Raw genomic sequence first — 24,923 nt, 5'->3', positions numbered from 1 at the left:
GTCCGGCCGCTCCCGGCACCGGCGGCGGTTGACGGTGCCGCGCCCCGGGCAGGTCAGGAGGGCCCACCCCGACTCCCCCAGGACCGGTGCCCGTGCCGCCCCGCCCCGTGACCCGCCTCGACGGCCACCTGCCCATCGAGGACCACGGCCTCATCGGGGACGGCGCGACCTGTGCCCTCGTGGGCCGCGACGGGTCCATCCCCTGGCTGTGCCTCCCCGACTTCGACAGCCGGCCGTTCCTCGCCGGGCTGCTCGACGCCGAGCGCGGCGGCAGCCTCACCGTCGCCCCGGCCGAGCTGCGGGCATCGGCCCAGCACTACCTCGGCGACACCGGCGTCCTGGTCACCGAGCTGCACGGGCCGGACGGCGTCCTGGAGGTCACCGACTGCCTGACCCTGCGCACCGGCGCCGACCTCGGCGAGCTGGTGCCCCCCGGCCGGGGCGAGCTGCTCCGGCTGGCCCGGGTGGTGAGCGGCACGGTCGAGGTCGACGTCCGGCTCCGGCCGCTGGACCCGGTGCAGGTGACCCGGGAGGCCGGCGGCTGGCGGGTCCACTGGCCGGCCCGCGCCGACCTGCCCCTGGCCCTGTGGTGCTCGCACGGGCTCGAGGTCGCCCGGGACGGCTCGATCGGCGGCCGGGTGACCCTGTCGGCCGGTGAGCAGCTGACCGTGGCGCTGCACTGGTCGGGCAGCACGCGGATCCTGCACCGCACCGATCCCGCGCAGCTGGTCGACCGCACCGTGGACGCCTGGGAGCGGTGGGCCGGCCGGCTGGACTACCAGGGCCCGCAGCGCGACCTGGTGCGCCGCTCGGCGGTGACGCTCAAGCTGCTCGACCACGCCCCCACCGGCGCGATCATGGCCGCCGCGACGTCGTCCCTGCCCGAGGCGCTGGGCGGGGAGCGCAACTGGGACTACCGCTACACCTGGGTGCGCGACGCGGCCTTCTCCACCTACGCACTGCGCCGGATCGGGATGACCAGCGAGTCGGAGTCCTTCCTCGCCTGGACGCTGGCCAACGCCGAGCGCGAGGGCGGGGTCGGCATCATGTACGCCCTCGACGGCCGACCGCCGTCCACCGAGTGGCAGGACGTCAGCCTCGCCGGGTACCGCGGCTCCGGCCCGGTCCGCTGGGGCAACGGCGCGGCCGGCCAGCACCAGCACGACGTCTACGGCGAGCTCCTCGACGTGGCCTGGCAGTGGGTGGGCTCCGGCGGCCGGGTCGACGAGTACCTGTGGACGCTGCTCTGCCGGCTCACCGAGCAGGCCGTCGAGCGCTGGGAGACCCCCGACCACGGGATCTGGGAGATCCGCGACACCGGCCGGCCGTTCACCTACTCGGTCGCCCTGTGCTGCGTCGCGGTCGACCGGGCGCTGCGCATCGCCGAGCACCGCGGACTGCCGCACCCGCGGGAGCGCTGGCGCGCCGAGCTCGACCGGATGCGGGCCGCCCTGCTGGACCGCGCCTGGGACCCCGACCGGCAGACCTTCACCGAGCACCTCGCCGACGCGCAGGGGCGCGGACGCGGCGGCCTGGACGGGTCGCTGCTCGCGCTGCCGCTGCGCCGCGTGGTCGCCGCCGACGACCCGCGGATGGTCGCCACCACCGAGGCCGTCCGCCGCGAGCTCGACGCCGGCGACGGCCTGCTCTACCGCTACCTGCACACCGAGTCCCCCGACGGGCTGGAGGGCCAGGAGGGCGCGTTCCTGCTCTGCAGCTTCTGGCTGGTCGACAACCTCACCGGCCAGGGCCGGCTCGAGGAGGCGCACGACCTCTACGACCGGCTCTGCGCGCGGGCCAGCGAGACCGGGTTGCTCGCCGAGGAGGTCGACCCCACCACCGGCGCGTTCCTCGGCAACGTCCCGCAGGCCTTCAGCCACGTCGGGGTCATCTCCAGCGGCTGGGCGCTGGCCCGCGCCGGGGAGGGACGGCGGTGACGCGCTCGCTGCTGGTGCTCGGCGGCTCCGGCGACCTCACCGGCCGGTACCTGCTGCCCTCGCTGGCCTCCCTGGCGGCCACCGGGGCGCTGGGTGCGGACGTCGCGGTGCACGCCGTCAGCCGCGAGCCGTGGGACGACGAGGCCTACCGCGACTGGGCCCGAGAGCGGCTGGCGCAGTTCGCCCCCGGGGTGGACCAGGGCACCCGCGACCGGCTGGTCGGCCAGCTCGCGCACACCCGCGGCGACGTCACCGCAGCCGGGCAGCTGCGCGCGGCGCTGGACCGGGTGCCCGGCGTGCCGATCGTCTACCTGGCGCTGCCCAACACCGTCTTCCACCGCACCCTGGAGGCGCTGGTCGAGGTCGGGCTGCCCGAGGGCGCGCAGGTCGTCGTCGAGAAGCCGTTCGGCCGGGACGGCGCCGACGCCCGGGCGCTCAACGAGGTGCTGCACCGGCTGGTGCCCGAGAGGTCGGTCTTCCGCATCGACCACTTCCTCGCCATGCAGACCGCGCTCAACCTGCTCGGGCTGCGCTTCGCCAACCGCCTGTTCGAGCCGGTCTGGAACGCCGGCCACGTCGACCGGGTCGAGATCGTCTTCGACGAGACCCTCGGCCTGGAGGGGCGGGCCGGCTACTACGACACCGCGGGCGCGCTGCGCGACATGCTGCAGAACCACCTGCTGCAGCTGCTCGCCCTGGTCGCGATGGAGCCACCGCACGCCCTCGACGACACGACCCTGCCGGCGCGCAAGGCCGACGTCCTGCGTGCCGTCCGGCCGCCCGCCGACATGGCCCGCGACACCGTGCGGGCCCGGTACACGGCCGGCACCGTCGGCGGGCGGGCGCTGCCGGACTACACCGCCGAGGACGGCGTCGACCCCGCCCGCGGCACCGAGACCTACGCCGAGTTCACGGTGGGCGTGGACAACTGGCGCTGGGCCGGCGTGCCGTTCCGGCTGCGCACCGGCAAGGCGCTGGGCAGCGGACGGCGGGAGATCGCCGTCCACTTCAAGCCGGTGCCGCACCTGCCCTTCGGCGACACGCAGCCCGAGCCCGGCGTGCTGCGGATGCGCCTGGAGCCCGACGGCATCGCCCTGGAGCTCAACCTCAACGGCGCCGGCGACCCGTTCGACCTGGAGCGGCACGTGCTGGAGACCGACCTGCCCCGGCAGGCGCTGCCCGCCTACGGGATCCTCTTCCGCGAGCTGCTGGCCGGGGACACCACGCTGTCGATCAGCGACGTCGAGGCCGAGGAGAGCTGGCGGATCGTCGAGCCGGTGCTGGCCGCCTGGGCCGCCGGGGAGGTCCCGCTGCGGGAGTACCCGGCCGGGTCGGACGGTCCCGCGCGTCCCTGAGGGAGGACCGTCGAGGCTCGGGGCGGTGCCCTGGACGGGGCCGTCAGCGGCCGCCGGCCGGGGGCGCCAACCGGGCGACGAGCCAGCCCACCGCACGGTCGGCCACCTCGGCGGTCGCGAGGAAGCGGACCAGCAGCATCCCGTCCACGACCGCCAGGACGCCGGCCGCGGCACCCGCCCGCTCCCCGTCCGGCACGTCCAGCCGCGACCCGAGCCAGGCCAGCCAGCCCTCGGCGACCGCCGCCGCGACCGTCCGGTGCGGCTCGTGCCCGCGGGCGGCCAGGCCGCTGACCTCGACGTACAACCGGAGCGAGGACTCGGTCGCGGGGTCGTGCAGGGCCGAGGCCAGTCCCCGCAGCAGCTCGGCCGGGGGTACCCGGCCGGCGGGCAGGGCCGCGGCGAGCTGGTCCTGCAGCCGTTCGCCGACCGCGCCGAGGACGGCGGTCAGCAGCTGCTCGCGGGTGCCGAAGTAGTACAGCAGCATGCGGTCGCTGGTCCCCAGCGCCGCGGCCAGCGGGCGCAGGGACAGCGTGGCGACCCCGTGGTGCAGCACGTGCTCGACCGCCCCGCTCAGGAACGCCGCACGCTGCTCGGGCCGACCTCTTCCCTGTCCCATGTAGCAGACGCTACAGTCGCATTCGTGTAGCACTCGCTACAGAAAACGGGAGGCGATCATGACGACGACCATCGAGGTGCCGACCCGGGTGGGGCCCGTCCCGGTGCGCACGGCCGGCGACGGGCCGGCCGTGCTGGCCGTCCACGGAGCGCTCGTCGACGGACGGCTGTGGGACCGGACGGCACGGCTGCTGGCCCCCCATGCCCGGGTGCTGCTCCCCGACCTGCCCCTGGGCGCCCACCGCCGAGCGGTCCCGTCCCGGTCGCGACTGACGCCGGAGGAGGTCGCCGGCGCGCTGGTCGACGTCCTCGACGGGCTGGACCTCGACCGCGCCGTCCTGCTGGGCAACGACACCGGTGGGGCGCTGGCCCAGCTCATCGCGGCCGGCGCACCGGAGCGCACCGCCGGGCTGGTGCTGGCGGGCTGCGACGCGTTCGAGCACTTCCCGCCGCCGCTGCTGCGCCCGCTGCCGGCGCTCGCGGCGCTCCCCGGGACGACCGCCCTGCTGGTCCGCGCCCTCGCCGTCCCGGCCCTGTTCGCCGACCCCGGCCGGCTGAACGTCTTCACCAGCCGCGGCTTCGACCGGGCGCTGGTCCGCGACTGGCTGCACCCCGCGCGCACCGACCCCGCCGTCCGCGCGGACCTCACGGCGCTGGTCCGCGCCATGCGGCCGGAGCCGCTCGTGGCCGCCGCCGGACGGCTGCCGGTGCTGGCCGGCCGGGCGGCCGTGGTCTGGGGGCGCCGCGACCGGGTCTTCCCGCCCCGCGACGCCGAGCGGCTCGCCGCCCTGCTGGGCACGACGGTCACGTGGCTGGACGACGCGCTGACGTTCGTCCCCAACGACCGGCCCGACGCGGTGGCCGACGCCGTCCGGACCGTGCTGGCGGCCGCCGACCGCTGACCCCGTTGCCGGATCGTGCCTTGACCGCGGCCGCGGCTCGTGCGGCCCCCCGGGGTCCTCGCGGAGGGTGGCGACCGGCCACGAAGGGGTGAACCGGCAGCTCAGCCGCCTGCGCGGACGGCGAGGAGCCCCCACGCTGGCCGTCGTGCCGCTGTCCGTGCCCGGGTTGCCCGACGTGCCGCCCGAGCTGGCCGGGCCGGTCGCGGTGGCGCTGGCCCGGCCGGTGCGCGACCTGCCGCGGGCCGACGCGCTGCCCGGCGGCGTCCGCTACGAGCCCAAGTGGGACGGCTACCGCCTCGTCGTCGTCCGCACCGGCGGCACCACCCGCGCCTGGTCGCGGCAGGGCCGCGACCTCTCCGCCCGCTTCCCCGACGTCGTCGCCGCGGCCGTGGCCCAGGTCCCGCCCGGCACGGTGCTCGACGGCGAGGTCGTGGTCTGGAACGGGTCCCGGCTGGACTTCGGCCTGCTCCAGCAGCGGATGGTCGCCCCCGCGGGCCGCGTCGGCGCGCTGGCCGCCGCCGCGCCCGCCTCCTACGTCGCCTTCGACCTGCTGGCCCTCGGCGGCGCGGACCTGCGCGACCGCCGGCTGCGCGAGCGGCGAGCCGCACTCGAGGAGCTCGCCGCACGCTGGGCGCCGCCGATGCAGCTCTCCCCCGTCACCGCCGACCCCGACGAGGCCCGGCAGTGGTCGGCGGACTTCCGGCCCGCCGGCGTGGAGGGGCTGGTCGCCAAGGGCGCGGCCACCCGCTACGCCCCCGGCCGGCGGGAGTGGCTCAAGGTGAAGTCGTGGGAGACCACGGAGGTCGTGGCGGGCGGCGTCATCGGGCCGGTCGAGCGGCCGAGCCAGCTGGTCGCCGGCCGGTACCGGGACGGCGAGCTGGTGGTCGTCGGCCGGACCAGCCCGCTGTCGCCCGCGCAGTCGGCCGAGCTGGCCGCCGTCCTGACCCCCGCCGGGCCGGACCACCCGTGGCCCGAGCGGATCGGCACCGGCGCGTTCGGCGGCGGCCGGCTGTCGGTGCCGCTCACCCGCGTGCGCCCGGACGTCGTCGTGGAGGTCAGCGCCGACGCCGCGCTGCAGGCCGGCGTCTTCCGCCACCCGCTGCGCTACGTGCGCACCCGCCCCGACCTCGAACCGGCGGACGTGCCTGAGCAATGACATCGTCGACCTACCGGCCGACACCGCCGCCAGGAGCTGTGCCCGACCCGCGTTGAGCCCACCCGCCGCCTCCTCGCGGACCCCTCCGGGGCCCACTCGTCGACGGCAACCGTTCACTCGGGTGGCACGCGGCCCAGGGCGATCAGCAGGCGCCGGAGCAGGCCGGCCAGGGCCTGCTGGTCGTCGGCGTCGAGGCCGGCGAGCAGCCGTCGCTCGGTCTCCAGGTGGTCGGGCAGCGTGTCGTCCAGCGCGGCCCGTCCCGCCCCGGTCAGCGTGACGACGACGGCCCGCCCGTCGGCCTCGCTGCGCTCGCGGGTGATCAGCCCCTTCTCCTCCAGCCGGTCCAGCCGCTGGGTGATGGCGCCGGAGGTGACCAGAGCGGTGCGCATCAGCTCGGTCGGGGTCAGCTGGTAGGGCTCCCCGGCCCGGCGCAGCGCGGCCAGCACGTCGAAGGAGGGCACGTCGAGGCCGTGCCGGGCGAAGGTCGCGCGCTGGGCGAGGAAGACCTCGCGCTGCAGCTGGGAGATCCGGCCGACGACCCCCATCGGGCTGCAGTCCAGGTCCGGCCGCTCCCGCGCCCACTGGGCCAGGATCAGGTCGACGGCGTCCCCCACGCCGGTACTTCAGCAGTGAGGTATCGACGGCGTCAAGCCGGCTGGAGGCGGGCGGCGAGGCGGACGGTGAGCCCGCCGGGACCCAGGGACAGGTCGACGGAGTCCCACAGCTTGCGGGCCAGCCACAGCCCCATCCCGCCGCGGCCGAGGTCGGCGCCGTGGGCGGGACGGAAGCCGGCCATCGGGTCGGCGAAGGTGCGCCCGGAGTCCGTGATCGCGCAGACCAGCCGGTCCCCGTCGGCCCACATCCGCGCCGACACCGGGCGCTCGCCGTGCCGGAAGGCGTTGGCGGCGACCTCGGCGGCGGCCAGGTGCAGGTCCTCGCGCTGGTCGCGGTCGGGCACCCACGCGGCGAGGGCGAGGCCGAGCTCGTGGCGCAGCGCGACCAGGCCGGGCGCGTCATCGAGGACGAACACCGGCGCGGCGTCCTCCACCGGCTCGCGTGGCCAGGGCAGCCGCGGCAGGTACTCGGCCGGATGGCGGTAGGCCGAGCTGGGCGCCCAGGCGCCGTCGTGCACCAGGTAGGGGTGGGTCGCAGCGGCGGCCTCGACCACCGCCGGCGGCAGCCGACGCCGGTCGTACAGGCACAGGGAGTCGATCGGCGTGTCGGCCATGACGGAGTTGGCGGCCGACTCGAAGCGCAGCCCCTCGCGCCAGTCGGCGGGAGCGGGCCCGAAGTCGACCAGGCAGAGGATGCGCAGCTGCCGGCCGTCGGCCTCCTGCTCCGCCATCCGGCGGGCGTGCGCCAGCGCATCGGGCGCCCGGGCACCCAGCAGGCTCAGCCGGGGTTCGTCGCGGACGCGCCCGGCGCGCTCGCCGAGCTCCGCGCACAGCAGCGCGGTGACCTCCGGCGGGCAGGTCAGCGCGACGACGTCGCCGGCGCGCAGGCCGGCGTCGAGGAAGGTCAGGGCGACCGAGAGCAGCTCGCCGTCCCCCCGCACCACCGCGGCGGCGTGCCGGGACCGGGCGCGCGCGCCGGCCCGTGGCTGCGGTAGCCCGGCCGGCGCCCGCGACCTGCTCGGCGCTCGGTCCACCTGTGCCTGCCCTCTCCCGGGCCGGGGGGACCGGCCGACTGCTCGGTCATCCTCGTGCACGCGCACTCCCCACCATCCGGGGGGCACCGGGTGTGCGCACCGTCACGCCGACGGGACGGCCGGCGCGCCGGTCGCCGGTCCGTGGTCGGCCGCCCCGGCGACCGGGTCCGGCGCGACCCCTGCCAGAGCGAGTATCCGCCCCGGCGGGGTGCCCGGCTCGGTGCGCACCCGGAGTTCCACGCCGGCCTGCCGGGCACGGGCCACGGCCTCCAGGACCAGCCCGACCCCGGCGCTGGCCAGGTAGCCGGTGGAGGTGAGGTCCAGCGTCGCGACCGACCCGGCCGTGAGCCGATCGAGCCGGACGAGCAGCTGCGCGCGCACCTGGCCGGCGCTGGCCAGGTCGACCTCGCCGTGCACCTCCAGGCGCAGGCCCCCCGGCTCGTCGTGCACCGCCAGCGTCGCGCCGCCGTCCGCGGCGACGCCCGGGGTGCCGCGCTGCCTGCGGGTCTGCAGGCCCGGGACGGCGGGGGCCATCCGGAAGCAGACCGTGGTGCCGTCGCCGTCCGGGCCGCGACCGATCTCGACGTCGGTGGCCAGGGCGCTGATCAGCTCCAGCCCGCGGCCGCGGTAGCCGCGGTCGGCCGGCGGCGGGCGCCACACCCCGGTGTCGCGCACCTCGACCCGGACGCTGCCGTCGGGCTCGCGGGCGACCCGGTAGCTGCACCAGCCCTCCCCGGGTGCGGCCGCGTAGGCGTGCTCCACGGCGTTGGCCAGCGCCTCGCCGAGGGCCAGCTGCAGGTCCTCGGTGGTGTCCTCGGACAGTCCGGCCGCCGCCGTCCAGGCCGTGACGGCCCGCCGGACACCGGAGAGCCGTCGCGGGTCGGCCGGCAGCCGCGCGGCCAGCGGTCCGGGCAGCAGCCGCGCGGCGATCAGCGCGACGTCGTCGGGCTGGTCGGCGTCGGCGAGGACCTCGGCCAGCAGGCTCGCGGTCAGCCCGGCCGGGTCGGTCGCGGCGTGCCGGGCCGCGGCGGCGCACACCCGCGCCAGCCCGTCGTCGATGACCTCGCCGCGGCGCTCGACCAGGCCGTCGGTGTAGAGCAGCAGGGTGGCGCCCGGGGTGATCGCGGCCGTGCCCTCGGTGTACGGGCGACGGCCCGGGACGCCGAGCACGGTGCCGGAGCCCGCACCGTCGAGCAGTTCCGCGCCGTCCGGGGTGACCAGCACCGCCGGCGGGTGCCCGGCCCGGGCCCAGGTGACGGTGCCGGCCGTGCCGTCGAGGACGAGGCAGGCCGCGGTGGAGGCCAGCGCCCCCGGCAGCCGGCCGGCGAAGAGGTCCAGCAGCTCCAGGGCCTCGGCCGGGCCGCAGCCCTGCAGCAGGGCGGCCGACAGCGCGCTGCGCAGCTGGCCCATGACCGCGGCGGCCGCCGGCCCCTGGCCGACGACGTCCCCCACGGCGATCGCGACCCGGGAGCCGGCGAGCTCCACGACGTCGTACCAGTCGCCGCCGGCCTGGCTGCCCTCGGCGCCGGGCAGGTAGTGCGCGGCCAGCGCCAGCCGCTGCAGGGCCGGCAGCTGCGCGGGCAGCAGGCTCAGCTGCAGCGTCTCGGCGATGCCCCGTTCGGCGCGGTAGAGCCGGGCGCGGTCGAGGGCCGAGGCGGCCTGCTCGGCGACGGCGAGCAGCATCGCCCGGTCGGTGGCCGAGAACCGCTGCACCCGCGGCCAGGCGACCGACAGGACGCCGACGACCCGCCCGGCCGCGGTGAGCGGGAGGGCCGCCACCGCGGCCAGGCCGAAGTCCGCCGCCGACGCGGCCAGCTCGGGCGCGAGCTCGCGGTCGGCCGGGGGCTGGGTGCGGACGTCCTCCACCCACACGGGACGGCGCTCGGAGACCGCGGTGGTGGCCACCAGGGGCGCGGACATCGGCACCGTCCGCCACACGTCCAGGCCGGCCGGGCTGCCGCCGTCGATGGCCAGCGCGGTCAGCGCCCGGTGCGAGGGGTCCAGCTCGTAGACCGCGACCCGGCTGTCCGGGCCGGTCAGCGCCCGCACGTGCCCGCCGGTGACCTCGGCGACCTCCAGCGGGGTGGTCGCCGAGGACAGCTCGGCGGTGGCCCGCTGCAGCAGCGCCAGCCGCCGGGCCGCGCCGCGTTCCTCGGCGAGCAGCACCGCGTTGTCCACCGCCAGGGCGGCGCGCCCGGCCACCTCCTCGAGCAGCACCCGGTCGTCGTCGTCGTACGGCGGCGCCTCGCGGTGCCGGCCCAGCACCAGGACGGCCCGCAGCACCCCGCGGACGGCGAGCGGCACCGCGATCGCCGACAGCATGGCGAGCGGCCAGCCCGTCGCGTCCTCCTCCGACGGCGCCGGCCAGGACAGCCGCTCGCCGAGCACCGACTCCCCGGTCTCCAGGACCTGGAGACTCAGCCCGCTGTGCGGGTCGAGGGAGGCCATCGCGGCCTCCGCGGCGGCATCGAGGCCGGCGATCCCGGCGAAGCGGAGCCGGCCGTCGTCCCCCAGGAAGCGCACGCTGCACAGGTCGGCCAGCCGCCGCTCGACCAGCAGCCGCGCCAGCGCACCGAGCTGGCCGTCGACGGTGGTCTCCCGGTCCAGCGCGGTGCCCACCTCGGCCAGCAGCGTCTGCCGGGCGGTCTCGCGGGTGCGGGCGTTGATGTCGGTGCAGCTGCCGACGTAGCCGGCGGAGGTCTCGCCGGGACCGACGGGCCCCGTCCCGATCGGCACCGCCCGCTCGAGCAGCCAGTGGTACGTGCCGTCGGCGCGGCGCAGCCGGACGTCGACCTCCCAGCCCTCGCGCCGCGCGGTCGCCGCGGCGACCACCTCGGCGTAGCGGTCGCGGTCCTCCGGGTGCAGGCCCTGCTCCCAGCCGCGACCGACCTCCTCGCGGGCCGGGCGGCCGGTGAACTCCGTCCAGCCGCGGTTGACGAACACCCGCTGCCCGTCGGGGCCGGCCACCCAGATGAGCGCCGGCGCGAGGTCCGCCATGGCGGTGAACTGCTCCTCCGCGGCCCGCCGGGCCCGGCCGAGCTCCAGGTGCGCGCCCACGCGGGCCAGCAGCTCCTGCGCGGAGAACGGCTTGACCAGGTAGTCGTCGGCGCCGGCGGCCAGCCCCTCGACGGCGGCCTCCTCGCCGGCGCGGGCCGACAGCAGCACCACCGGGAGGCGGGCGGTGCGCGGGTCGGCCCGCAGCCTGGCCAGCAGCCCCATGCCGTCGAGCCCGGGCATCATCACGTCGCTGACGACCAGGTCGGGCGGGTCGGCCAGGACCGCGTCCAGCGCCTGCCGGCCGTCGGCGGCCGCCCGGACGTCGTAGTGCGGGGACAGCAGCCGCACCAGGTAGCCCCGCATGTCGGCGTTGTCGTCGGCCACCAGCACCCGGCCGGACGCCGCCGCGGGGCCGGGTGCGACCGCGCCGCCGGCCGCGGGTCGCCCGTCGGGCAGCCAGCGCAGCGCCTCGGTGACGAACGGGGCGGCGGCCGGGGACACCGCGGGCGCGTCCGCGGCCGGCTCGGCCAGCCGGTCGGCGGGCAGGTGCGCGGTGCCCAGCGGCAGGGTGACGGTGAACGCCGTCCCGGCGCCGAGGGTGCTCTCGGCGCCGACGGTGCCGCCGTGCAGGGCGACCAGCTCGCGGACCATGGCCAGCCCGATGCCGCTGCCCTCGCCGGAGCGGCCGCGGGCGTCGGCCACCCGGTGGAAGCGCTCGAACAGCCGCGGCAGCTCGTCGGCGGGGATGCCGGTGCCGGTGTCGCTGACCGTCAGCCGCACGACGTGGCCGTCCCGCCGCAGCCGGACGGCGATGCCGCCGTCGAAGGTGAACTTCAGCGCGTTGGAGAGCAGGTTCAGGACGACCTTCTCCCACATGTCCCGGTCGATGTGCACCGGTTCGTCCAGCGGCGGGCAGTCGACGGTGAAGTCCAGCCCGGCGCGGACGACGGCCGAGCGGAAGACGCTGGCCAGCTCCGCGGTGGTGGCGGCGAGGTCGACCGGCTCGAAGCGGGCGTCGATCCGGCCGGCCTGGATGCGGGAGAAGTCGAGCAGGGTGTTGACCAGGCGGGCCAGCCGCTGGGCGTTGCGCTCGACGACCTCGAGCTCCTCGGCCAGCCGGGGGTCGGACTGGGCGGCCGGGGAGGCGCGCAGCTCGGCGACCGGGCCGGCGATGAGCGTCAGCGGGGTGCGGAACTCGTGGCTGACGTTGCTGAAGAAGTCGGTCTTGGCCCGGTCCAGCTCGGCGAGCGCCTCGGCCCGCCGCCGCTCGGCCTCGTAGCTGCCGGCGTTGGCGAGGGCGGAGGAGACCTGGTTGGCCACCAGCCCGAGGAAGCCGCGGTAGGCGTCGTCGTACCGGCGGTGCGGGTTGAGCCCGACCACCAGGAAACCTGCGACCGGGTCGCGGTCCTGGGCCACGGAGGCGATCGGCAGCGCCACCGCCTGCTGCAGGGGCCGGTCCCAGGCGCCGGTCGGCAGGCCCGGGCGGCGGCGGTCGAGGTCGTCCACCAGGACGTCCTCGCCGGCCAGCAGCCGCTGCAGCAGGTCGCCGCCGGGTCCGTCCGGGGTCAGCACCGGCGGGAGCACCGTGACACCCGGCTCGAAACCCGCCGCGCAGCCCAGCCGCGTGGTCCCGTCGTCGTCGACCAGGTACACCGCGCTGAAGGGCAGGTCGGCGGGGTTGCGGGCGAGCTGCTCGCCGGTGGCGGCGAGCACGCCCGCCTCGGTGCGGGCGGCCCCCAGCGCCGCGGCGAGGTCGCGCAGCGTGCCCATCCGGCGCTCGCCGAGGACCTGCTGGGTGGTCTCGGTGACCACGCAGAACAGGCCGCCGGTGCCGCCGTCGTCGCCGGGCAGGGGGCTGTAGGAGAAGGTGTGGTAGGTCTCCTCGGGGTAGCCGCTGCGCTCCAGGAAGAGCAGCAGGTCCTCGTCCCAGGTGGCGAGGCCGCTGCCCAGCACCGCCTCCACGCGGGGAGCGATGGCCGACCAGATCTCGGCCCACACCTCGGACGCGGGCCGGCCCAGCGCCCAGGGGTGCTTGTCCTGCAGCGTGTCGTGGCGGTAGGCGTCGTTGTAGAAGAAGAAGAGGTCGGGGCCCCACCCGGCCCACATCGCGAACCGCGACGTGAGCATGACCCGGACGGTGTGCCGCAGCGCCGTGGGCCACCGCTCCGGCGGGCCGAGCGGGGTCCGCGCCCAGTCCACGGCTGCCATCGCGCGGCCGACCTCGCCGCCTCCGGCGAACAGCGACCGCCGGAGGTCGTCGTCGGTCACCGCACCATCACGAGGGGATGGTAGGTCGAGCGCCGCCACGGGCGGTTGCGGGCGGTCCGACCGGAGCAGTGCGTCCGGCGAGTCGCTCCAGGTCGGCCCGCTCGACACCGGCCGCCGTCCGGACCTCCGCGTCGTCGACCGCGCCGCAGTCCAGCCCGCGCAGCACGACCGTGGCCAGCGCCCGCGCGGTGGCCGGCTCGTCGAGGACGCCGCCCTCCACCCGGTCCAGGTAGGCGGCCAGCCGGGCCCCGGCCGCGGGCAGCGCGGCCCGGAAGAAGGCCTGGGTGGCGACGTGGCGGGTGACCAGCTGGGCCGGGTGCAGGTCCCAGCCCTGGTACAGCCCGCGCTCCAGCGCCCGGCGCACCAGCCGAGCGTGCAGCACCCAGGCGGCGTGCACCCGGTCGCGGTCGCCGACCGGCAGCACGTTGGTCGAGCCGTCGACCGCGACGGCCCCGGTGCCCGCGACGGCGACCTGCATCAGCTGCTTGGCCAGGTCCAGCGCCGGGTGGTCGGAGGACTGGTGCGCCGCGGCGATGCCCAGCGCCGCGCTGTAGTCGTAGGTGCCGTGGTGCAGGCCGGTCAGCCGCGGGCCGGCCGCGTGCACCAGCGCGGCGGTGGTCACGGTCCCGGCCGGGCCGACGACGGCCTGCGGCGTCTCGACCTGCAGCTCCAGGTCCAGCGCCACGCCGTGCGCCCGCTCCAGCGCGTCGAGCACCGGCAGGAAGGCGCGCACCTGCTCGACGTCGGTGACCTTGGGCAGGGTGACGACCGCCGTCGGCGCCCTTATCGCGATGTCTGCGGCCAGTCCGCCGAGGAACAGGTCCAGGGAGCGGACGCCGCGGCGCCGGGTGGGCCCCTCGAGGGACTTGGCGCGGACCCCGACCGACGGCGGCGCGGTCCCGGCGGCCAGGTCGGCGGCGACGGCGGCCGCGGCGCGCAGCACGTCGTCGTCCTCGGCCTCGGGTGGACCGCGGTAGCCGTCCTCGGCGTCCACCCGCAGGTCCTCGACCGGCTCGGCGGCCAGCTTGGCGCGCACCCGGGGCAGCACCTGCTCGACCAGCGCGGGGTCCAGGCCGAGGTCGGGCAGGCCGTGCTCGTCGAGGGCGGCGAGCGCGGCGTCCCCCCACGACCGGGCCAGCCCGGGGACGACGGCGTCGGCGGGCACGTAGCAGGTGTGCACCGGCTGGCGCACGGACCGCTCGCCGGGGAAGGCGGCGGCGCGGGCGGCGTCCACCGGCTCCAGGCGCCGGTCGAGCTCGGCGTAGACGTCGTCCCCCAGTGGCATCCGTCGACCCTGCCACGGCCGGGCTGCCATCCTCGACGCATGGCCTCCCTCGACGACTTCAACGCCGAGCCCGCCGACCGTGCCGTGCACGCGCTGCGGGCGTGCAACGCCGCACCGCGGTTCGCCGCCGGGGTGGTGGCCGGCCGCCCCTACCCGGACGTCGAGGCGCTGGTGGCCCGCGCCGAGGAGGTCGTCCGCGGGCTGCCGTGGGACGAGGTCGAGCTGGCGATCGCCGTCCACCCGCGGATCGGGGACCGGGCCGAGGGCTCGTCGGCGGAGGCCGAGGCGTCCCGCCGCGAGCAGGGCTCGGTGGGCGGGGCGGACGACGCGACGCGGGCCGCCCTGGCCGCGGGCAACCGGGAGTACGAGGAGCGCTTCGACCGGGTCTTCCTGGTCCGCGCCTCCGGCCGCTCACCGGAGGAGATGCTCGCCGAGCTGCGCCGCCGGCTGGGCAACGACGAGGAGACCGAGCGGGCCGAGGTGACCGGGCAGCTGGCGGAGATCACGGCGCTGCGGGTGCGGGGGCTGGTCTCCGCGACGGCGACGGGCGAGCGAGCACCGCAGCGAGATGCCTAGGAGCCGACAGGGAGTGGGCATCGCAGCGAGCGCCAGCGAGCGAGGAGCGGAACGACCGCGGAGGCGACCGATGACATGGTGCGAGGAGCGGAACGGGTCCGGAGCGGAGCCGGAGCAGTCATGAGCGTGTCGACGCACGTGCTCGACTCCGTGTCGGGCCGCCCGGCCGCGGGGGTCGCCGTCCGGCTGTTCGCCGGTGAGGAGCTGGCCGGCGAGGGGGTCACCGACGCCGACGGCCGCTGCCGGCCGGCCGAGGGGGTGACCGCGCCCGGCGCCCACCGGCTGGTCTTCGCCACCGGACCGTGGTTCGCCGGGCAGGGGCGGGACACCTTCTACCCGGAGGTCGTGCTCACCTTCGACGTCCGCGAGCCCACCGAGCACCACCACGTTCCGCTGCTGCTGGCCCCGTTCGCCTACTCGACCTACCGCGGCAGCTGAGAGAGGACCCCCTGCCCCCGCCATAGAAGGACCCCGTCCTCCTCACCCCTCGCAAGCTCAGGGCGAGCCTCGGGACGGGGCCAGCGACGGGACCCGGCAGGGGGTCCTTCTGCAACAGTGCGGCGCATGGCGATCCGGCTCGGGCCCAACCAGTACGGCAAGGCGGAGGTCCGCGTGGTGGCGGTGGACCGCAGCGCCCCGCGGCACACCCTGGTGGACCTCGACGTCAGCAGCAGCCTGCGCGGGGACTTCACCGCCGCGCACACCGCCGGCGACAACGGGCACGTCCTGGCGACCGACACGCAGAAGAACACCGTCTTCGCCTTCGCCCGGGACGGCGTCGGGTCGCCCGAGGCGTTCGGACTGCGGCTGGCCCGCCACTTCGCCGGCGCCCACGAGTGGATCAGCGGCGCCCGGGTCGCGGTCGACTCGTTCGGCTGGGACCGCATCGCCGTCGGCGGGCAGCCGCACGAGCACGCCTTCCGCCGCGACGGCGGCGAGGTCCGGACGGCGGTGGTCACGGTGGACGGCGGTGACGCGCACGTGCTCGCCGGGCTGCGCGACCTCGTCGTGCTCAAGACCACCGGCTCGGAGTTCTGGGGCTTCCCGCGCGACCGGTACACCACGCTGGCCGAGACCCGCGATCGGATCCTCGCCACCGCGGTGACCGCGCGCTGGCGCTACACGGGCACCGACCTCGACTGGGACGCCGCCTTCGACGTGGTCCGGACGACGCTGCTCGAGACCTTCGCCGCCACCCACTCCCTGGCCCTGCAGCAGACGCTGTACGCGATGGGCGAGGCGGTGCTCGAGCGCTGCCCCGACGTCGCCGAGGTGCGGCTGTCGATGCCGAACAGGCACCACTTCCTGCAGGACCTCTCGGCGTTCGGGCTGGACAACCCCGACGTCGTCTACCACGCCGACGACCGCCCCTACGGCCTCATCGAGGGCACCGTGCTGCGCGACGACGTGCCGCCCGCCGAGGTCGCCTGGCTGGGGACACCCGGCTTCTGCTGACCGTCAGCGGCCCCAGCTGTCGTCCTGCGGCGCGCCCTCGACGCCGATGCCGCCGAACAGCACGTCGGCGTGGATGCGCAGGTCGGCCCCGCGCTCGTCGTCGGTGCGGACCAGGCCGTCGCTCTCGGCGAAGCCGACGCCCCCGATGCCGCGACAGCTCCACCACACCCGCCACCCCGTCGGCACCTGCACGCCCAGGCCGCCCATGAGGGCGCGCACGGTGAGGTCCACGCCGCCGGGCACGTGCGGCACCCTGGTCAGGTCGAGCCGCCCGCCGGCCATCACCAGGTCCAGCCGCACCCGCGAGAGCTCGCGGTTCACCGGCCGCAGCTCCACCCCGCCGATCACGACGACCCGCCGGATGCCCGCCGTGCTCTCGTCACCCTCGTCCTTCTGCCGGGCGACCAGCCGGCCGATCACGGCCAGCCCGGCCTGGACGGCCCACCAGCGCAGCAGCCAGGGCAGCACCCGGCGGACGGCGGGCGGCAGGGTGCTCGGGGTCCTCATGCGACCAGCCTGCCCGTCGTCCCCGCTCCCTGCCCAGGTCCGGGCTGCCGGCACCGTCGCGGCGCGAGGGTGCCGGTGGTCGACGACACCGGCGAGACCCTGGCACCGGTGCGCGACCGCTGCGCCGCGGCGGTGGTCCACGAGGAACCGCGGTCGGTCGTGCGCGCCCCGTCCCCGATCCCTCGATCCGGTCGGCGTCCACCGGATCGCCCACGATCTTCCTTCCCGTTCGGTTACAGGTCCGGTCGGTCTCGGCCGAAACCCCTCCCGGGAGTCGTCGAGCAGCGGCGACGGTCGACCGGGGGATGGGTCATGGGCAGGTCCGCAGGAGCACACGTCGCCGGCTGCACCGCACCCCGGGCCCGGCGCCTCGGCGTGCTCGCCCTCGCGCTCGGCGGCACCACCCTCGTCGGCGCCGGCGCCCTCTCCAGCTGGGACGTCACCGCGGACGCCTCGTCCGGCGACCTGACCGCGGCCAACGCCGGGGTGACCCTGCTCGACGCCAACGGCGGCCGGTTCACCACCGGTGTCGCCGACCTGCTGCCCGGGGACTGGTTCGACCGGTACGTCGACGTGCGCAACGACGGGTCGGGCGCCGGCACGTTCACCGGTGCCGTCACGGCGACCGGCGACCTCGCCGGCCAGCTGTCGGTCGACGTGCGCACCTGCAGCGCGCCGTGGACGACGGTGCTCGGCGTCAGCACCTGCCTGGGGACCGAGACCCCGCTCGCGTCGGGCAGCCTGTCCGGGGCGCAGGTCGCCGTCGCCCACGGGGAGATCCGCACCGGCTCCACCGCGGCCCAGCACGTCCGGTACCGGTTCACCTTCTCCCCCTCGGCGCCTGCATCCGTGCAGGGCAAGGCCGGGTCGGTCGCGATCACGGTCAGCAACACGCTGGTCGGCAACCGCGACCGCACCGGCGGCTGAGGCGGCCCGAGGTGGGCCGGCTCTCCTGTGACTGCGGCGGCGGGAGTCCCGCGCCGTCCCGGGCCCGGCGGCGCGCCGGGGCCACCCTCGCCGCGCTCCTGGTCGGGGCCCTCGCGGCGCCGGCCCCCGCCGCCGCGCACTGGCAGCCGACCGCGACGGTGACCGCACCGCTGACCGCCGCGTCGCTCGGCGACGGCTTCGTCCTCGTCTCCGGCGGCGGGACGGTCAGCGCCGACCGGCTCGGCTACTCGATCGGGGGCCCGCTCACCGGCGCCACCGGCTACGTCGACCTGGTCAACACCTCCTCGGTGCCCGCGACGCTGTCGCTGACCGTCTCGATGGGCACGCTCGTGGGCGTGAGCCCGGCCGCCGTGTGCTCCGTGTCGTGGGTCCCCGCGACCGGCGCCTGTCCGGGGAGCAGCACGCTGATCGGGCTGACGCTCGTCCTCGGCGTCGCCTCGGGCACCTACACCACCCCCGCACCGGTCGCCCCCGGCGGGAGGGTGCACGTGAAGGTGGCCGTCGGCGCGGTCCTGGGCGGCGTGACGCTCACCGCGCACCCGCCCGTCGCCCGGCCCGCCGGCGAACGGACCCGGGGGTGAGGGCCGCCCGCACCCGGCTCGGCCGCGCCCTGGGCCCGGTCCTGCTGGCCGCCGCCGGGGTCGCCGTCGTCGGGGCCGGCATGTGCGGCGTCCGGTTCGTGCCGGTGCTGACCGGCTCGATGGCGCCGTCCGCGCCGGCCGGCTCGCTGGTGCTCACCGTGCCGGTGGCCGGGGAGGACGTCGTCGAGGGCGACGTGCTCGCCTTCCGCCCGCCGGCCCCGTACGAGGTCGTGGGCGACCGTCCGGTCCTGCACCGCGTGGTCGAGGTCGACGCGGGGGCCGGGCGGCCGTGGATGGCGACCCAGGGTGACGCCAACCCGCAGGCCGACCCGTGGCGGGTGTCGCTGCACGGTGCCGACCTCGGTCGCGCCGTCCTCGTGGTGCCGCACGCCGGCCGGCCGCTGGCCGGCGGACCGTGGAGCGCCGCGGCGTTCGTCTGCGGCGGTGCCGCACTGGCCGCCGGCGCCCGGGCCGCCCGCCGTCCGGGGTGCGGCTGCCCGCCGGGAGCGTGAGGTGCTGGGCTGCAGCGCAAGCGGACCGCGGAGCACCCTTTCCTCGTTCCGTGCCGTGACGTGGCTCACGCCTTGCCACGCAGCCGGTAGAAGCGGAAGAAGTCGTGCTCCACGGGCAGGACGTCGACCCCCGCGAACCCGGCCTCGCGTGCGTAGCCCTCGAGGGTGGCCGGCCGCATCACGGTGCCGGTGCCGGCCGACGGCCGGGTGGAGAGCCCGTCGGGCAGGCAGCAGGTGACGCTGTAGCCGTACATCAGCCGCTCGACGGTGTCCCCGGGCGCGGTGAACCGCTCGGCCACCTTCTCGTCGACGACGAGCACCGTGCCGCCCGGGCGCACCATCCGGCGCATCCCGGCGAGCACGTCCACCGGGTCGGCGAGGTCGTGCACGCACTCGAAGGCGGTCACCAGGTGGTAGCCCGCCTCCTCCCCCGCAGCCGCGGCGTCCACCGTGGTGAAGCGCACCCGGTCGGCGACCCCGGCGGCCTCGGCGTTGCGCCGCGCCTGCTCGACCGACGGCTCGTCGACGTCGAACCCGTCGACACGGGCCTGCGGGTACGCGCGGGCGATGCCGATGGCCGACCAGCCCATGCCGCAGCCGACGTCGGCGACCCGGCCGCCGGCCCGCAGCGCCTGGTCGATCCCCGGCACGGACGCGAGGTCCTGCGACGCCATCGGGCCGAGGAAGTAGGAGCGGTTGGCGGCGGCCTGCGCGTCGCGGGCGTCGCCCATCTCGGCCCAGCTCAACCCGCCGCCGGTGCGGTAGACCTCGAGCAGCCGGGGCACGTTGCGGGTGAACACCAGCGCGGCGTGGGCGAACGGGGGCATGAAGGCGAGGTCGTCCTGGTCGACCAGGACGGGGCGGTGCGCCTCGGGCAGGGCGTAGCGCCGCTCGTCGGGGCCGGCGGTGACGTCGTCCACCGTGAGGATGCCGGCCACCGCCTGCTGCTCCAGCCACTCGCGGGCGTAGCGCGGGGCGGTGCCGGTGCGCCCGGCCAGCTCCGGGGCGGTCGCCGGCGCCTCGGCCAGGGCGCGGTACCAGCCCAGCTCGCTGCCGAGGTGGACCGCGGCCAGCTCGAGGCTCGAGGTGACCGCCTCGAGGAGGCGCTCGGCCAGGGCGGTGGTGGCGTCGACGGGCGGGATCTCGGTCGTCGTCATGCCCCCCGACGGTGGCCCGGCCCCGCCCGCCCGGCCAGGGCCCTGGGGCCCCCTCGCCGGGCGGGCGGTGGTGTGCAGCAGCGGCGCATGCCGGCCCAGAGGGTGCGCCGTGACTGCACGCCATCCCCGCCGGGCACCGGGCCTCAGCGGCGGGTGGAGATGGTGACGGTGAAGCGCCGGCCGGACGCGGCGACCCGGGTGGGGCCGACCAGCCGGCGCAGCGCGGCCCGGTGCGGCAGCCGGTTGTTGTAGACGCACCACAGCTGCCCGCCCGGCCGGAGCACCCGCCCCGCCGCGGCGAACAGCCGGTCGGCCGCACCGGTCACCACGGCCGCGCCCAGGTGGAACGGCGGGTTGCAGACGACGAGGTCCACGCTCGCGTCCGCGACCGTGGACGCCGCGTCGTCCCGGGTCACCCGCACCCGGTCGCCGACCCCGTTGGCCGCCGCGGTCGCCTCCGCCGAGGCCACGGCGGCCGCGGACTGGTCGCCGGCCAGCACCGTCAGCCCCGGGCGGGCGAGGGCGAGGGCGGTGGCCAGCACGCCGGTGCCGCAGCCGAGGTCCAGCGCCGTCCGGGCGTCGGGCGCGCCCTCGGCCAGCGCGGCCAGCAGGGCGCGGGTGCCGGCGTCGACCCTGGTGCCGGCGAAGGCCGCGCCGTGCGCGCAGACCGTCAGCCCCAGGTCGGGGTGCTCCTGCCGGCGCGGGAAGGACGACGGGACCCCCGGCCGGGGACCGCGGGCGACCAGCACCCGCGACTTCTGCCGGGCCAGCGTCGCGTGCACGTCGGTGAAGCCACTGCCGAGGACGTCGTTCATCGCGTGGGTCATGTGCTTGACCCGCCCGCCGACCAGCAGCGTGACGTCCCGTGCGGCCGACGCGGCGACCACCTCGGTGAGCTCGCGCAGCGCGTCCAGGGACTTCGGCGCCTTGGCCAGCACGACGCGCGCGCCGTCCGCCAGCCGGGGGCCCAGCGGCAGCGAGCGGTACGTGCCGGTCAGCCCGGTGCGCCCGGCGTTGCGGGCCAGCGCCAGCTCGCCGACCAGCAGGTCCTGGTGCACCCGGACGTCACGCGCCCCGGCGGTGACCGCGCCCAGGGTCAGCGCGCCGTAGGAGTCGTCGACGACGACCACCGCACCGGGCCCGGCCGTGGTCAGCAGCCCGGCGGCCTCGTCGAGCAGCAGCCGGTCGGTGGCATCGACGGCGACCAGGTCGGGCGCCTCGACGTCCGGCTCCCGCCGCAGCTGGTCGAGGAGCCCGAGGTCGGCCACGGCCCTCCCCTCATCCGGCAAGATCGGCGATCTGGCACGCGTACGGCCCGGGAACCGTACGAGATCGGCGATCTCGCCGGAGTGGGGCGGGGGTCAGACGCCCGACAGACCCACCGGGCAGGAGACGCCGGTCGAGTGGATGGGGCAGTAGCCGTTCGGCACCTTGTACAGGTACTGCTGGTGGTAGTCCTCGGCGTAGTAGAAGTCGCCGAGCGGCGCGATCTCGGTGGTGATCTCGCCGTAGCCCGCCGCGGTCAGCCGCTGCTGGAACGCCTCGCGGCTGGCGCGGGCGGCCGCCTCCTGCTCCGGCGTCGCGTAGTAGATCGCCGAGCGGTACTGGGTGCCGACGTCGTTGCCCTGGCGCATGCCCTGCGTCGGGTCGTGGTCCTCCCAGAAGACCTTGAGCAGCTGCTCGTAGGAGGTGACGGCCGGGTCGAAGACGACCAGCACGACCTCGGTGTGGCCGGTCTGCGCCGAGCAGACCTCCTCGTAGGTCGGGTTCGGCGTGTAGCCGCCGGCGTAGCCGGCCGCGGTCGAGTAGACGCCCGGCTGCTCCCAGAAGACCTTCTCCACGCCCCAGAAGCAGCCGGCCCCGAAGACGGCGGTCTGCATGCCCTCCGGGAACGGCGGCTGGATGCGGTTGCCGTTGACCGCGTGCAGCTCCGGCACGTGCGGCAGCGCGTCCGGGCGGCCCGGCAGCGCGTCCTCGGCTGCCACCGGCTGGGTCTTGAACCGGGAGAAGAACATGCCCCGAGCGTAGGCCCGGCTCGCAACCCCGCGGGGCGCACGCGGGCGGCGGCACAGCGGCGCGACCTCGGCGGATGCAGGATCGGGGCATGGCAGCGACGACCCGCGAGTGGCACCTGGCGGCCCGGCCGCACGGCGAGCCGACCCCCGAGGACTTCCGCCTGGTCGAGGTGCCGGTGCCCGAGCCGGCCGACGGGCAGGTCGTCGTCCGCATGGTGGTCATGTCGGTGGACCCCTACATGCGTGGCCGGATGCGGTCCGGCCCGTCGTACGCGCCGCCGTGGGAGGTCGGCGAGGTGATGAGGGGCGGCGCGGTGGGCCGGGTCGTCGCGTCGCGGGCGCCGGAGCTGCCGGAGGGGTCGCTGGTCCTCACCGACGCGGCCTGGCGGGAGACCGCCGTCCTGGACGCCGCGGCGGCGACGCGGCTGCCCGCGGCGGACGACGTCTCGCCGTCCTGGTACCTCGGCGTGCTGGGGATGCCGGGGCTGACCGCGTACGCCGGGCTGTTCCGGGTCGGCGCCTTCCGCGAGGGGGACGACGTGCTCGTCTCCGGCGCGGGCGGTGCGGTGGGCAGCCTCGTGGGCCAGTTCGCGCGGCTGCGCGGCGCGGGCCGCGTGATCGGCAGCGCCGGGTCGCCGGAGAAGGTCGCCTGGCTGCGCGAACTCAGCTTCACAGCGGCGTTCAGCCACCGGGACGGGGTGGCGCGCGGGCTGGCCGAGGCCGCGCCCGACGGCATCGACCTGTTCTTCGACAACGTCGGCGGCGAGCACCTGGAGGCCGCGATCGGCGCGTTCCGGGTGCACGGGCGGGCCGCGCTGTGCGGGTCGATCTCGGCCTACAACGCCGTCGAGCCGCCGCCCGGCCCGCGCAACCTGGGCCTGGTGGTCGGCAAGCGGCTCACGCTGCGCGGCTTCCTCGTGAGTGACCACGCCGACCTGCGGCCGGAGTTCACCGAGGCGGTCACCGGCTGGCTGCGCTCGGGCGACCTCGTCGTCCGGGAGACCGTGCGGGAGGGGATCGAGCAGGCGGTGCCGGCCTTCCTGGACCTGCTGCGCGGTGGGAACACCGGGAAGATGGTGGTCCGCCTGGCGCCCGACCCCGACTGACGGACACCCGCGGCGCCAGGGAAGATGCCGACCATGTGGCTCTTCCTGACCCGCCGGCTCCGCACCTGGCTGATCCTCACCGTCGTCGTCCCCCTCGCCACCGGCCTGCTGCGCCGGGTCGGGCAGGTCATCGAGCGGCGCACCGGCTCCACACCGGTCACCCGCGCGCTCTACAAGGCCGGGGACCTCGGCGACCGCGCCCGCTCGACGCTCCGCGGCGGGCGACGGCGCCGGTGACCACCGGCGGCGGGCAGCCGGGCCTGGAACACCAGCCCGCCAGCGGGCCGACCCGGGCGCTCGCCGTCTTCTGCCACGGCGGCACCGTGGCCAGCGTCGAGCCGCCCAAGGAGCGGGCGCTGTCGCTGCTGCGGATGCGCGCCATCGAGCAGTTCGTGCGCGCCTCGGCCGCCGACCGGGGACTGGGCACCTACCTGCTGCGCTACCGGGTGGCCGGCTGGAACGGCGTGGCGGCCGACGCGCACGCCGACGTCCGCTGGGCCCTCGGCCAGCTGCGCGCACGGCACGGCGACGACGTCCCGGTGGTGCTGGTGGGCCACTCCATGGGCGGCCGGGCGGTGCTGCGCGCGGGCGACGACCCGTCGGTCAGCGCCGTCTGCGGACTGGCGCCGTGGACCCCGCCCGGCGAGCCCGTCGGGCACCTGCGGGGGCAGACGGTGGCCCTGCTGCACGGCCGGGGTGACCGCTGGGTGCCGGCCGCGCTGTCCGCGGACTTCGCCGCACGGGCGGAGCGGGCCGGGGCGCACATCGCGCGGTTCACCATCGCCGGCGGGCACAGCATGGTGCGCCGGGCGCCGGTCTGGCACGCCTACGTGCGGGACGTCGTCCTGGCCGGGACCGGGCTCGCGCCGTGGCGGGCCGACCTGCGCGCGGCCCTGGAACACCGGGAGCTCGCCGCGACCCTCTGAGCCCGCCAGACTCCGCGCGTGCCCGGGACGACGCGACGCGACCCCCACAGCGGCCCGGTGCCCGAGAGCGCGTGGGCGGCGGATGCCGAGGCCCGCGGCCGCGGCCGGGTCGAGGTCTTCAACACGACCCGGCCCGGGGGACTCGACGGCTGGACGATGGACGCCGCCCAGTACGAGCTGGTGCGGGCCCACGTCCTCGACACCGTCGACGACCTCGCCGGTCCGGACGGCAGCGTGCTGCTGCGGGACGTCGTCGCCACGGCCCAGGAGCGGTACGCGACGCACCCGCTGTTCCCGGGCGGCCGGCTGCGCAACCACTGCACGTACACGGAGGTCGACCTCGAGGCCCGCTGCGAGATCGAGCGGGTGCCCGGATCGAGCCCGCAGCGCATCCGGCGCTGGACGGGGGACGCGCCGCCCCGGGAGGCGGGCGGTCAGGCGGGGACGGAGACCCCCACGCCGCCGCGGGTGTCGGCGCCGTAGCGGGCGATCTCGCGGTCGAGGTCCAGCGGCGCGGTCATCGGCGCGCCCTCGGTGAGCTCGGGGGTGATGAGCGCGGCCGGCAGCAGCCAGGAGACCTCGAACTCCAGGCCGTCGGGGTCCTGCGCGTAGAGGGCCTTGGTGGTGACGTGGTCCGAGGCGCCGACCAGCGCACCGGCCCGCTGCAGCGCGTCGCGGACGCGGGCGAGCTCGGCGAGGGTGTCGACCTCCCAGGCGAGGTGGTAGAGCCCGACCGTGCGGCGGCCGGCCTCGGAGGGCCCGGCGCCGGCGCCGATCTGGAACAGCCCGAGGTCGTGGTCGTTGGTCGACCCCTCGGCCTGCAGGAACACCGCACGGCCGGGGATCTCGGTCTTCGCGCGGAAGCCCAGGACGTCGCGGTAGAAGGCGTGGCTGCGGGTCACGTCGCGGACGTAGAGGACGGCGTGGTTGAGGCGCTGGACGGGCATGGCGGGCTCCTGACGGTGAGGACGACGCCG

General features: G+C 76.9%; 24 protein-coding genes. 14 read left to right on the top strand and 10 right to left on the bottom strand.

Annotated features, from left to right (window positions below; translation table 11 throughout):
• The first annotated feature begins 92 nt into the window (after positions 1 to 92).
• Complete coding sequence (locus tag BLR12_RS12515; protein ID WP_091378181.1) at positions 93 to 1,937, top strand: glycoside hydrolase family 15 protein; 1,845 nt, start codon at positions 93 to 95, stop codon at positions 1,935 to 1,937.
• Positions 1,934 to 3,292, top strand: a complete 1,359-nt coding sequence (locus BLR12_RS12510) for a glucose-6-phosphate dehydrogenase (protein ID WP_091378179.1) — start codon at positions 1,934 to 1,936, stop codon at positions 3,290 to 3,292. The genes BLR12_RS12515 and BLR12_RS12510 overlap by 4 nt, the downstream gene beginning before the upstream one ends.
• Positions 3,293 to 3,335: 43 nt before the next feature.
• Here BLR12_RS12510 and BLR12_RS24020 read toward each other — a convergent pair whose 3' ends face one another.
• Positions 3,336 to 3,908: a TetR/AcrR family transcriptional regulator gene (locus BLR12_RS24020; protein WP_143018760.1), complete on the bottom strand. Its 573-nt coding sequence runs from the start codon at positions 3,906 to 3,908 to the stop codon at positions 3,336 to 3,338.
• 58 nt (positions 3,909 to 3,966) lie between these two features.
• Here BLR12_RS24020 and BLR12_RS12500 point away from each other — a divergent pair, with 58 nt between their 5' ends.
• Positions 3,967 to 4,809 carry an alpha/beta fold hydrolase gene (locus BLR12_RS12500; RefSeq protein WP_091378177.1) on the top strand — a complete coding sequence of 281 codons (843 nt, stop codon included), beginning with the start codon at positions 3,967 to 3,969 and terminating at the stop codon, positions 4,807 to 4,809.
• A gap of 145 nt (positions 4,810 to 4,954) precedes the next feature.
• Positions 4,955 to 5,965: an ATP-dependent DNA ligase gene (locus tag BLR12_RS12495; RefSeq protein WP_091378587.1), complete on the top strand. Its 1,011-nt coding sequence runs from the start codon at positions 4,955 to 4,957 to the stop codon at positions 5,963 to 5,965.
• 113 nt (positions 5,966 to 6,078) lie between these two features.
• On the opposite strand, the gene BLR12_RS12490 is transcribed toward BLR12_RS12495, so the two are convergent.
• The 4 genes from BLR12_RS12490 to BLR12_RS12475 all read right to left on the bottom strand — a co-directional run bounded on the left by BLR12_RS12490 (position 6,079) and on the right by BLR12_RS12475 (position 14,163).
• Positions 6,079 to 6,579: a MarR family winged helix-turn-helix transcriptional regulator gene (locus tag BLR12_RS12490; protein ID WP_091378175.1), complete on the bottom strand. Its 501-nt coding sequence runs from the start codon at positions 6,577 to 6,579 to the stop codon at positions 6,079 to 6,081.
• A gap of 32 nt (positions 6,580 to 6,611) precedes the next feature.
• Positions 6,612 to 7,613 (bottom strand): anti-sigma factor RsbA family regulatory protein, encoded by a 1,002-nt coding sequence (locus BLR12_RS12485; RefSeq protein ID WP_218120638.1) that lies wholly within the window; start codon positions 7,611 to 7,613, stop codon positions 6,612 to 6,614.
• Positions 7,614 to 7,715: 102 nt separating this feature from the next.
• Positions 7,716 to 12,878, bottom strand: coding sequence for a SpoIIE family protein phosphatase (locus tag BLR12_RS12480; RefSeq protein ID WP_091378172.1), 5,163 nt, complete (start codon positions 12,876 to 12,878; stop codon positions 7,716 to 7,718).
• A gap of 7 nt (positions 12,879 to 12,885) precedes the next feature.
• Positions 12,886 to 14,163, bottom strand: coding sequence for a DUF6986 family protein (locus BLR12_RS12475; protein ID WP_091378171.1), 1,278 nt, complete (start codon positions 14,161 to 14,163; stop codon positions 12,886 to 12,888).
• Positions 14,164 to 14,202: 39 nt separating this feature from the next.
• On the opposite strand from BLR12_RS12475, the gene uraD reads away from it, so the two are divergent.
• The 3 genes from uraD to pucL all read left to right on the top strand — a co-directional run bounded on the left by uraD (position 14,203) and on the right by pucL (position 16,194).
• Positions 14,203 to 14,739: a 2-oxo-4-hydroxy-4-carboxy-5-ureidoimidazoline decarboxylase gene (gene uraD, locus BLR12_RS12470; RefSeq protein WP_091378169.1), complete on the top strand. Its 537-nt coding sequence runs from the start codon at positions 14,203 to 14,205 to the stop codon at positions 14,737 to 14,739.
• A 120-nt stretch (positions 14,740 to 14,859) separates the two neighbouring features.
• Positions 14,860 to 15,177, top strand: coding sequence for a hydroxyisourate hydrolase (uraH, locus tag BLR12_RS12465; RefSeq protein WP_091378167.1), 318 nt, complete (start codon positions 14,860 to 14,862; stop codon positions 15,175 to 15,177).
• Positions 15,178 to 15,303: 126 nt separating this feature from the next.
• Positions 15,304 to 16,194 carry a factor-independent urate hydroxylase gene (gene pucL / locus BLR12_RS12460; protein ID WP_091378165.1) on the top strand — a complete coding sequence of 297 codons (891 nt, stop codon included), beginning with the start codon at positions 15,304 to 15,306 and terminating at the stop codon, positions 16,192 to 16,194.
• 3 nt (positions 16,195 to 16,197) lie between these two features.
• On the opposite strand, the gene BLR12_RS12455 is transcribed toward pucL, so the two are convergent.
• Entirely contained in the window at positions 16,198 to 16,701 is a 504-nt protein-coding gene (locus BLR12_RS12455) for a hypothetical protein (protein ID WP_091378164.1), read from the bottom strand.
• A 312-nt stretch (positions 16,702 to 17,013) separates the two neighbouring features.
• Between BLR12_RS12455 and BLR12_RS12450 the strand changes: the two genes are divergently transcribed.
• Genes BLR12_RS12450 through BLR12_RS12440 form a run of 3 tightly spaced genes read left to right on the top strand, consistent with a single transcriptional unit; the run spans position 17,014 to position 18,742 of the window.
• The gene (locus BLR12_RS12450) at positions 17,014 to 17,628 is read left to right on the top strand and encodes a hypothetical protein (RefSeq protein WP_091378162.1); all 615 of its coding nucleotides are present in this window, start codon (positions 17,014 to 17,016) and stop codon (positions 17,626 to 17,628) included.
• An 11-nt stretch (positions 17,629 to 17,639) separates the two neighbouring features.
• Entirely contained in the window at positions 17,640 to 18,230 is a 591-nt protein-coding gene (locus tag BLR12_RS12445) for a hypothetical protein (protein ID WP_091378160.1), read from the top strand.
• On the top strand, positions 18,227 to 18,742 hold the full coding sequence (locus BLR12_RS12440; RefSeq protein ID WP_091378159.1) for a S24/S26 family peptidase: 516 nt from the start codon (positions 18,227 to 18,229) through the stop codon (positions 18,740 to 18,742). The genes BLR12_RS12445 and BLR12_RS12440 overlap by 4 nt, the downstream gene beginning before the upstream one ends.
• Positions 18,743 to 18,807: 65 nt before the next feature.
• Here the strand turns inward: BLR12_RS12440 and BLR12_RS12435 are convergent, their stop codons facing one another.
• The 3 genes from BLR12_RS12435 to msrA form a co-directional block, all read right to left on the bottom strand.
• Positions 18,808 to 19,899 carry a class I SAM-dependent methyltransferase gene (locus tag BLR12_RS12435; RefSeq protein ID WP_091378158.1) on the bottom strand — a complete coding sequence of 364 codons (1,092 nt, stop codon included), beginning with the start codon at positions 19,897 to 19,899 and terminating at the stop codon, positions 18,808 to 18,810.
• 143 nt (positions 19,900 to 20,042) lie between these two features.
• Positions 20,043 to 21,167, bottom strand: coding sequence for a class I SAM-dependent methyltransferase (locus tag BLR12_RS12430; RefSeq protein WP_091378157.1), 1,125 nt, complete (start codon positions 21,165 to 21,167; stop codon positions 20,043 to 20,045).
• 93 nt (positions 21,168 to 21,260) lie between these two features.
• Entirely contained in the window at positions 21,261 to 21,914 is a 654-nt protein-coding gene (msrA, locus tag BLR12_RS12425; protein ID WP_091378156.1) for a peptide-methionine (S)-S-oxide reductase MsrA, read from the bottom strand.
• Between the two features lie 89 nt (positions 21,915 to 22,003).
• Between msrA and BLR12_RS12420 the strand changes: the two genes are divergently transcribed.
• The 4 genes from BLR12_RS12420 to BLR12_RS12405 are packed head-to-tail and all read left to right on the top strand — an operon-like array spanning position 22,004 to position 24,429.
• A complete protein-coding gene (locus BLR12_RS12420) occupies positions 22,004 to 23,020 on the top strand; it encodes an NADP-dependent oxidoreductase (RefSeq protein WP_091378155.1) in 1,017 nt (338 codons plus the stop codon).
• 33 nt (positions 23,021 to 23,053) lie between these two features.
• Complete coding sequence (locus BLR12_RS12415) at positions 23,054 to 23,257, top strand: hypothetical protein (protein ID WP_091378584.1); 204 nt, start codon at positions 23,054 to 23,056, stop codon at positions 23,255 to 23,257.
• Positions 23,254 to 23,946 (top strand): alpha/beta fold hydrolase, encoded by a 693-nt coding sequence (locus tag BLR12_RS12410; RefSeq protein ID WP_091378154.1) that lies wholly within the window; start codon positions 23,254 to 23,256, stop codon positions 23,944 to 23,946. The genes BLR12_RS12415 and BLR12_RS12410 overlap by 4 nt, the downstream gene beginning before the upstream one ends.
• A gap of 57 nt (positions 23,947 to 24,003) precedes the next feature.
• On the top strand, positions 24,004 to 24,429 hold the full coding sequence (locus BLR12_RS12405; protein ID WP_091378153.1) for a DUF6958 family protein: 426 nt from the start codon (positions 24,004 to 24,006) through the stop codon (positions 24,427 to 24,429).
• Here the strand turns inward: BLR12_RS12405 and BLR12_RS12400 are convergent.
• Positions 24,381 to 24,893, bottom strand: coding sequence for a VOC family protein (locus tag BLR12_RS12400; RefSeq protein ID WP_091378152.1), 513 nt, complete (start codon positions 24,891 to 24,893; stop codon positions 24,381 to 24,383). The genes BLR12_RS12405 and BLR12_RS12400 overlap by 49 nt on opposite strands.
• Positions 24,894 to 24,923: the final 30 nt, after the last annotated feature.

This window comes from Geodermatophilus sp. DSM 45219 (assembly GCF_900104025.1).
GTDB lineage: Bacteria > Actinomycetota > Actinomycetes > Mycobacteriales > Geodermatophilaceae > Geodermatophilus.
This window is presented reverse-complemented; position numbering and strand designations above follow the sequence as displayed.

Coding starts and splice junctions, on each gene's coding strand:
- BLR12_RS12435 (WP_091378158.1), bottom strand. CDS start 19,899: ATGACGACGACCGAGATCCCGCCCGTCGACGCCACCACCGCCCTGGCC.
- BLR12_RS12475 (WP_091378171.1), bottom strand. CDS start 14,163: ATGCCACTGGGGGACGACGTCTACGCCGAGCTCGACCGGCGCCTGGAG.
- BLR12_RS12450 (WP_091378162.1), top strand. CDS start 17,014: ATGGGCAGGTCCGCAGGAGCACACGTCGCCGGCTGCACCGCACCCCGG.
- BLR12_RS12500 (WP_091378177.1), top strand. CDS start 3,967: ATGACGACGACCATCGAGGTGCCGACCCGGGTGGGGCCCGTCCCGGTG.
- msrA (WP_091378156.1), bottom strand. CDS start 21,914: ATGTTCTTCTCCCGGTTCAAGACCCAGCCGGTGGCAGCCGAGGACGCG.
- pucL (WP_091378165.1), top strand. CDS start 15,304: ATGGCGATCCGGCTCGGGCCCAACCAGTACGGCAAGGCGGAGGTCCGC.
- uraH (WP_091378167.1), top strand. CDS start 14,860: ATGAGCGTGTCGACGCACGTGCTCGACTCCGTGTCGGGCCGCCCGGCC.
- BLR12_RS12420 (WP_091378155.1), top strand. CDS start 22,004: ATGGCAGCGACGACCCGCGAGTGGCACCTGGCGGCCCGGCCGCACGGC.
- uraD (WP_091378169.1), top strand. CDS start 14,203: ATGGCCTCCCTCGACGACTTCAACGCCGAGCCCGCCGACCGTGCCGTG.
- BLR12_RS24020 (WP_143018760.1), bottom strand. CDS start 3,908: ATGGGACAGGGAAGAGGTCGGCCCGAGCAGCGTGCGGCGTTCCTGAGC.
- BLR12_RS12400 (WP_091378152.1), bottom strand. CDS start 24,893: ATGCCCGTCCAGCGCCTCAACCACGCCGTCCTCTACGTCCGCGACGTG.
- BLR12_RS12415 (WP_091378584.1), top strand. CDS start 23,054: ATGTGGCTCTTCCTGACCCGCCGGCTCCGCACCTGGCTGATCCTCACC.
- BLR12_RS12455 (WP_091378164.1), bottom strand. CDS start 16,701: ATGAGGACCCCGAGCACCCTGCCGCCCGCCGTCCGCCGGGTGCTGCCC.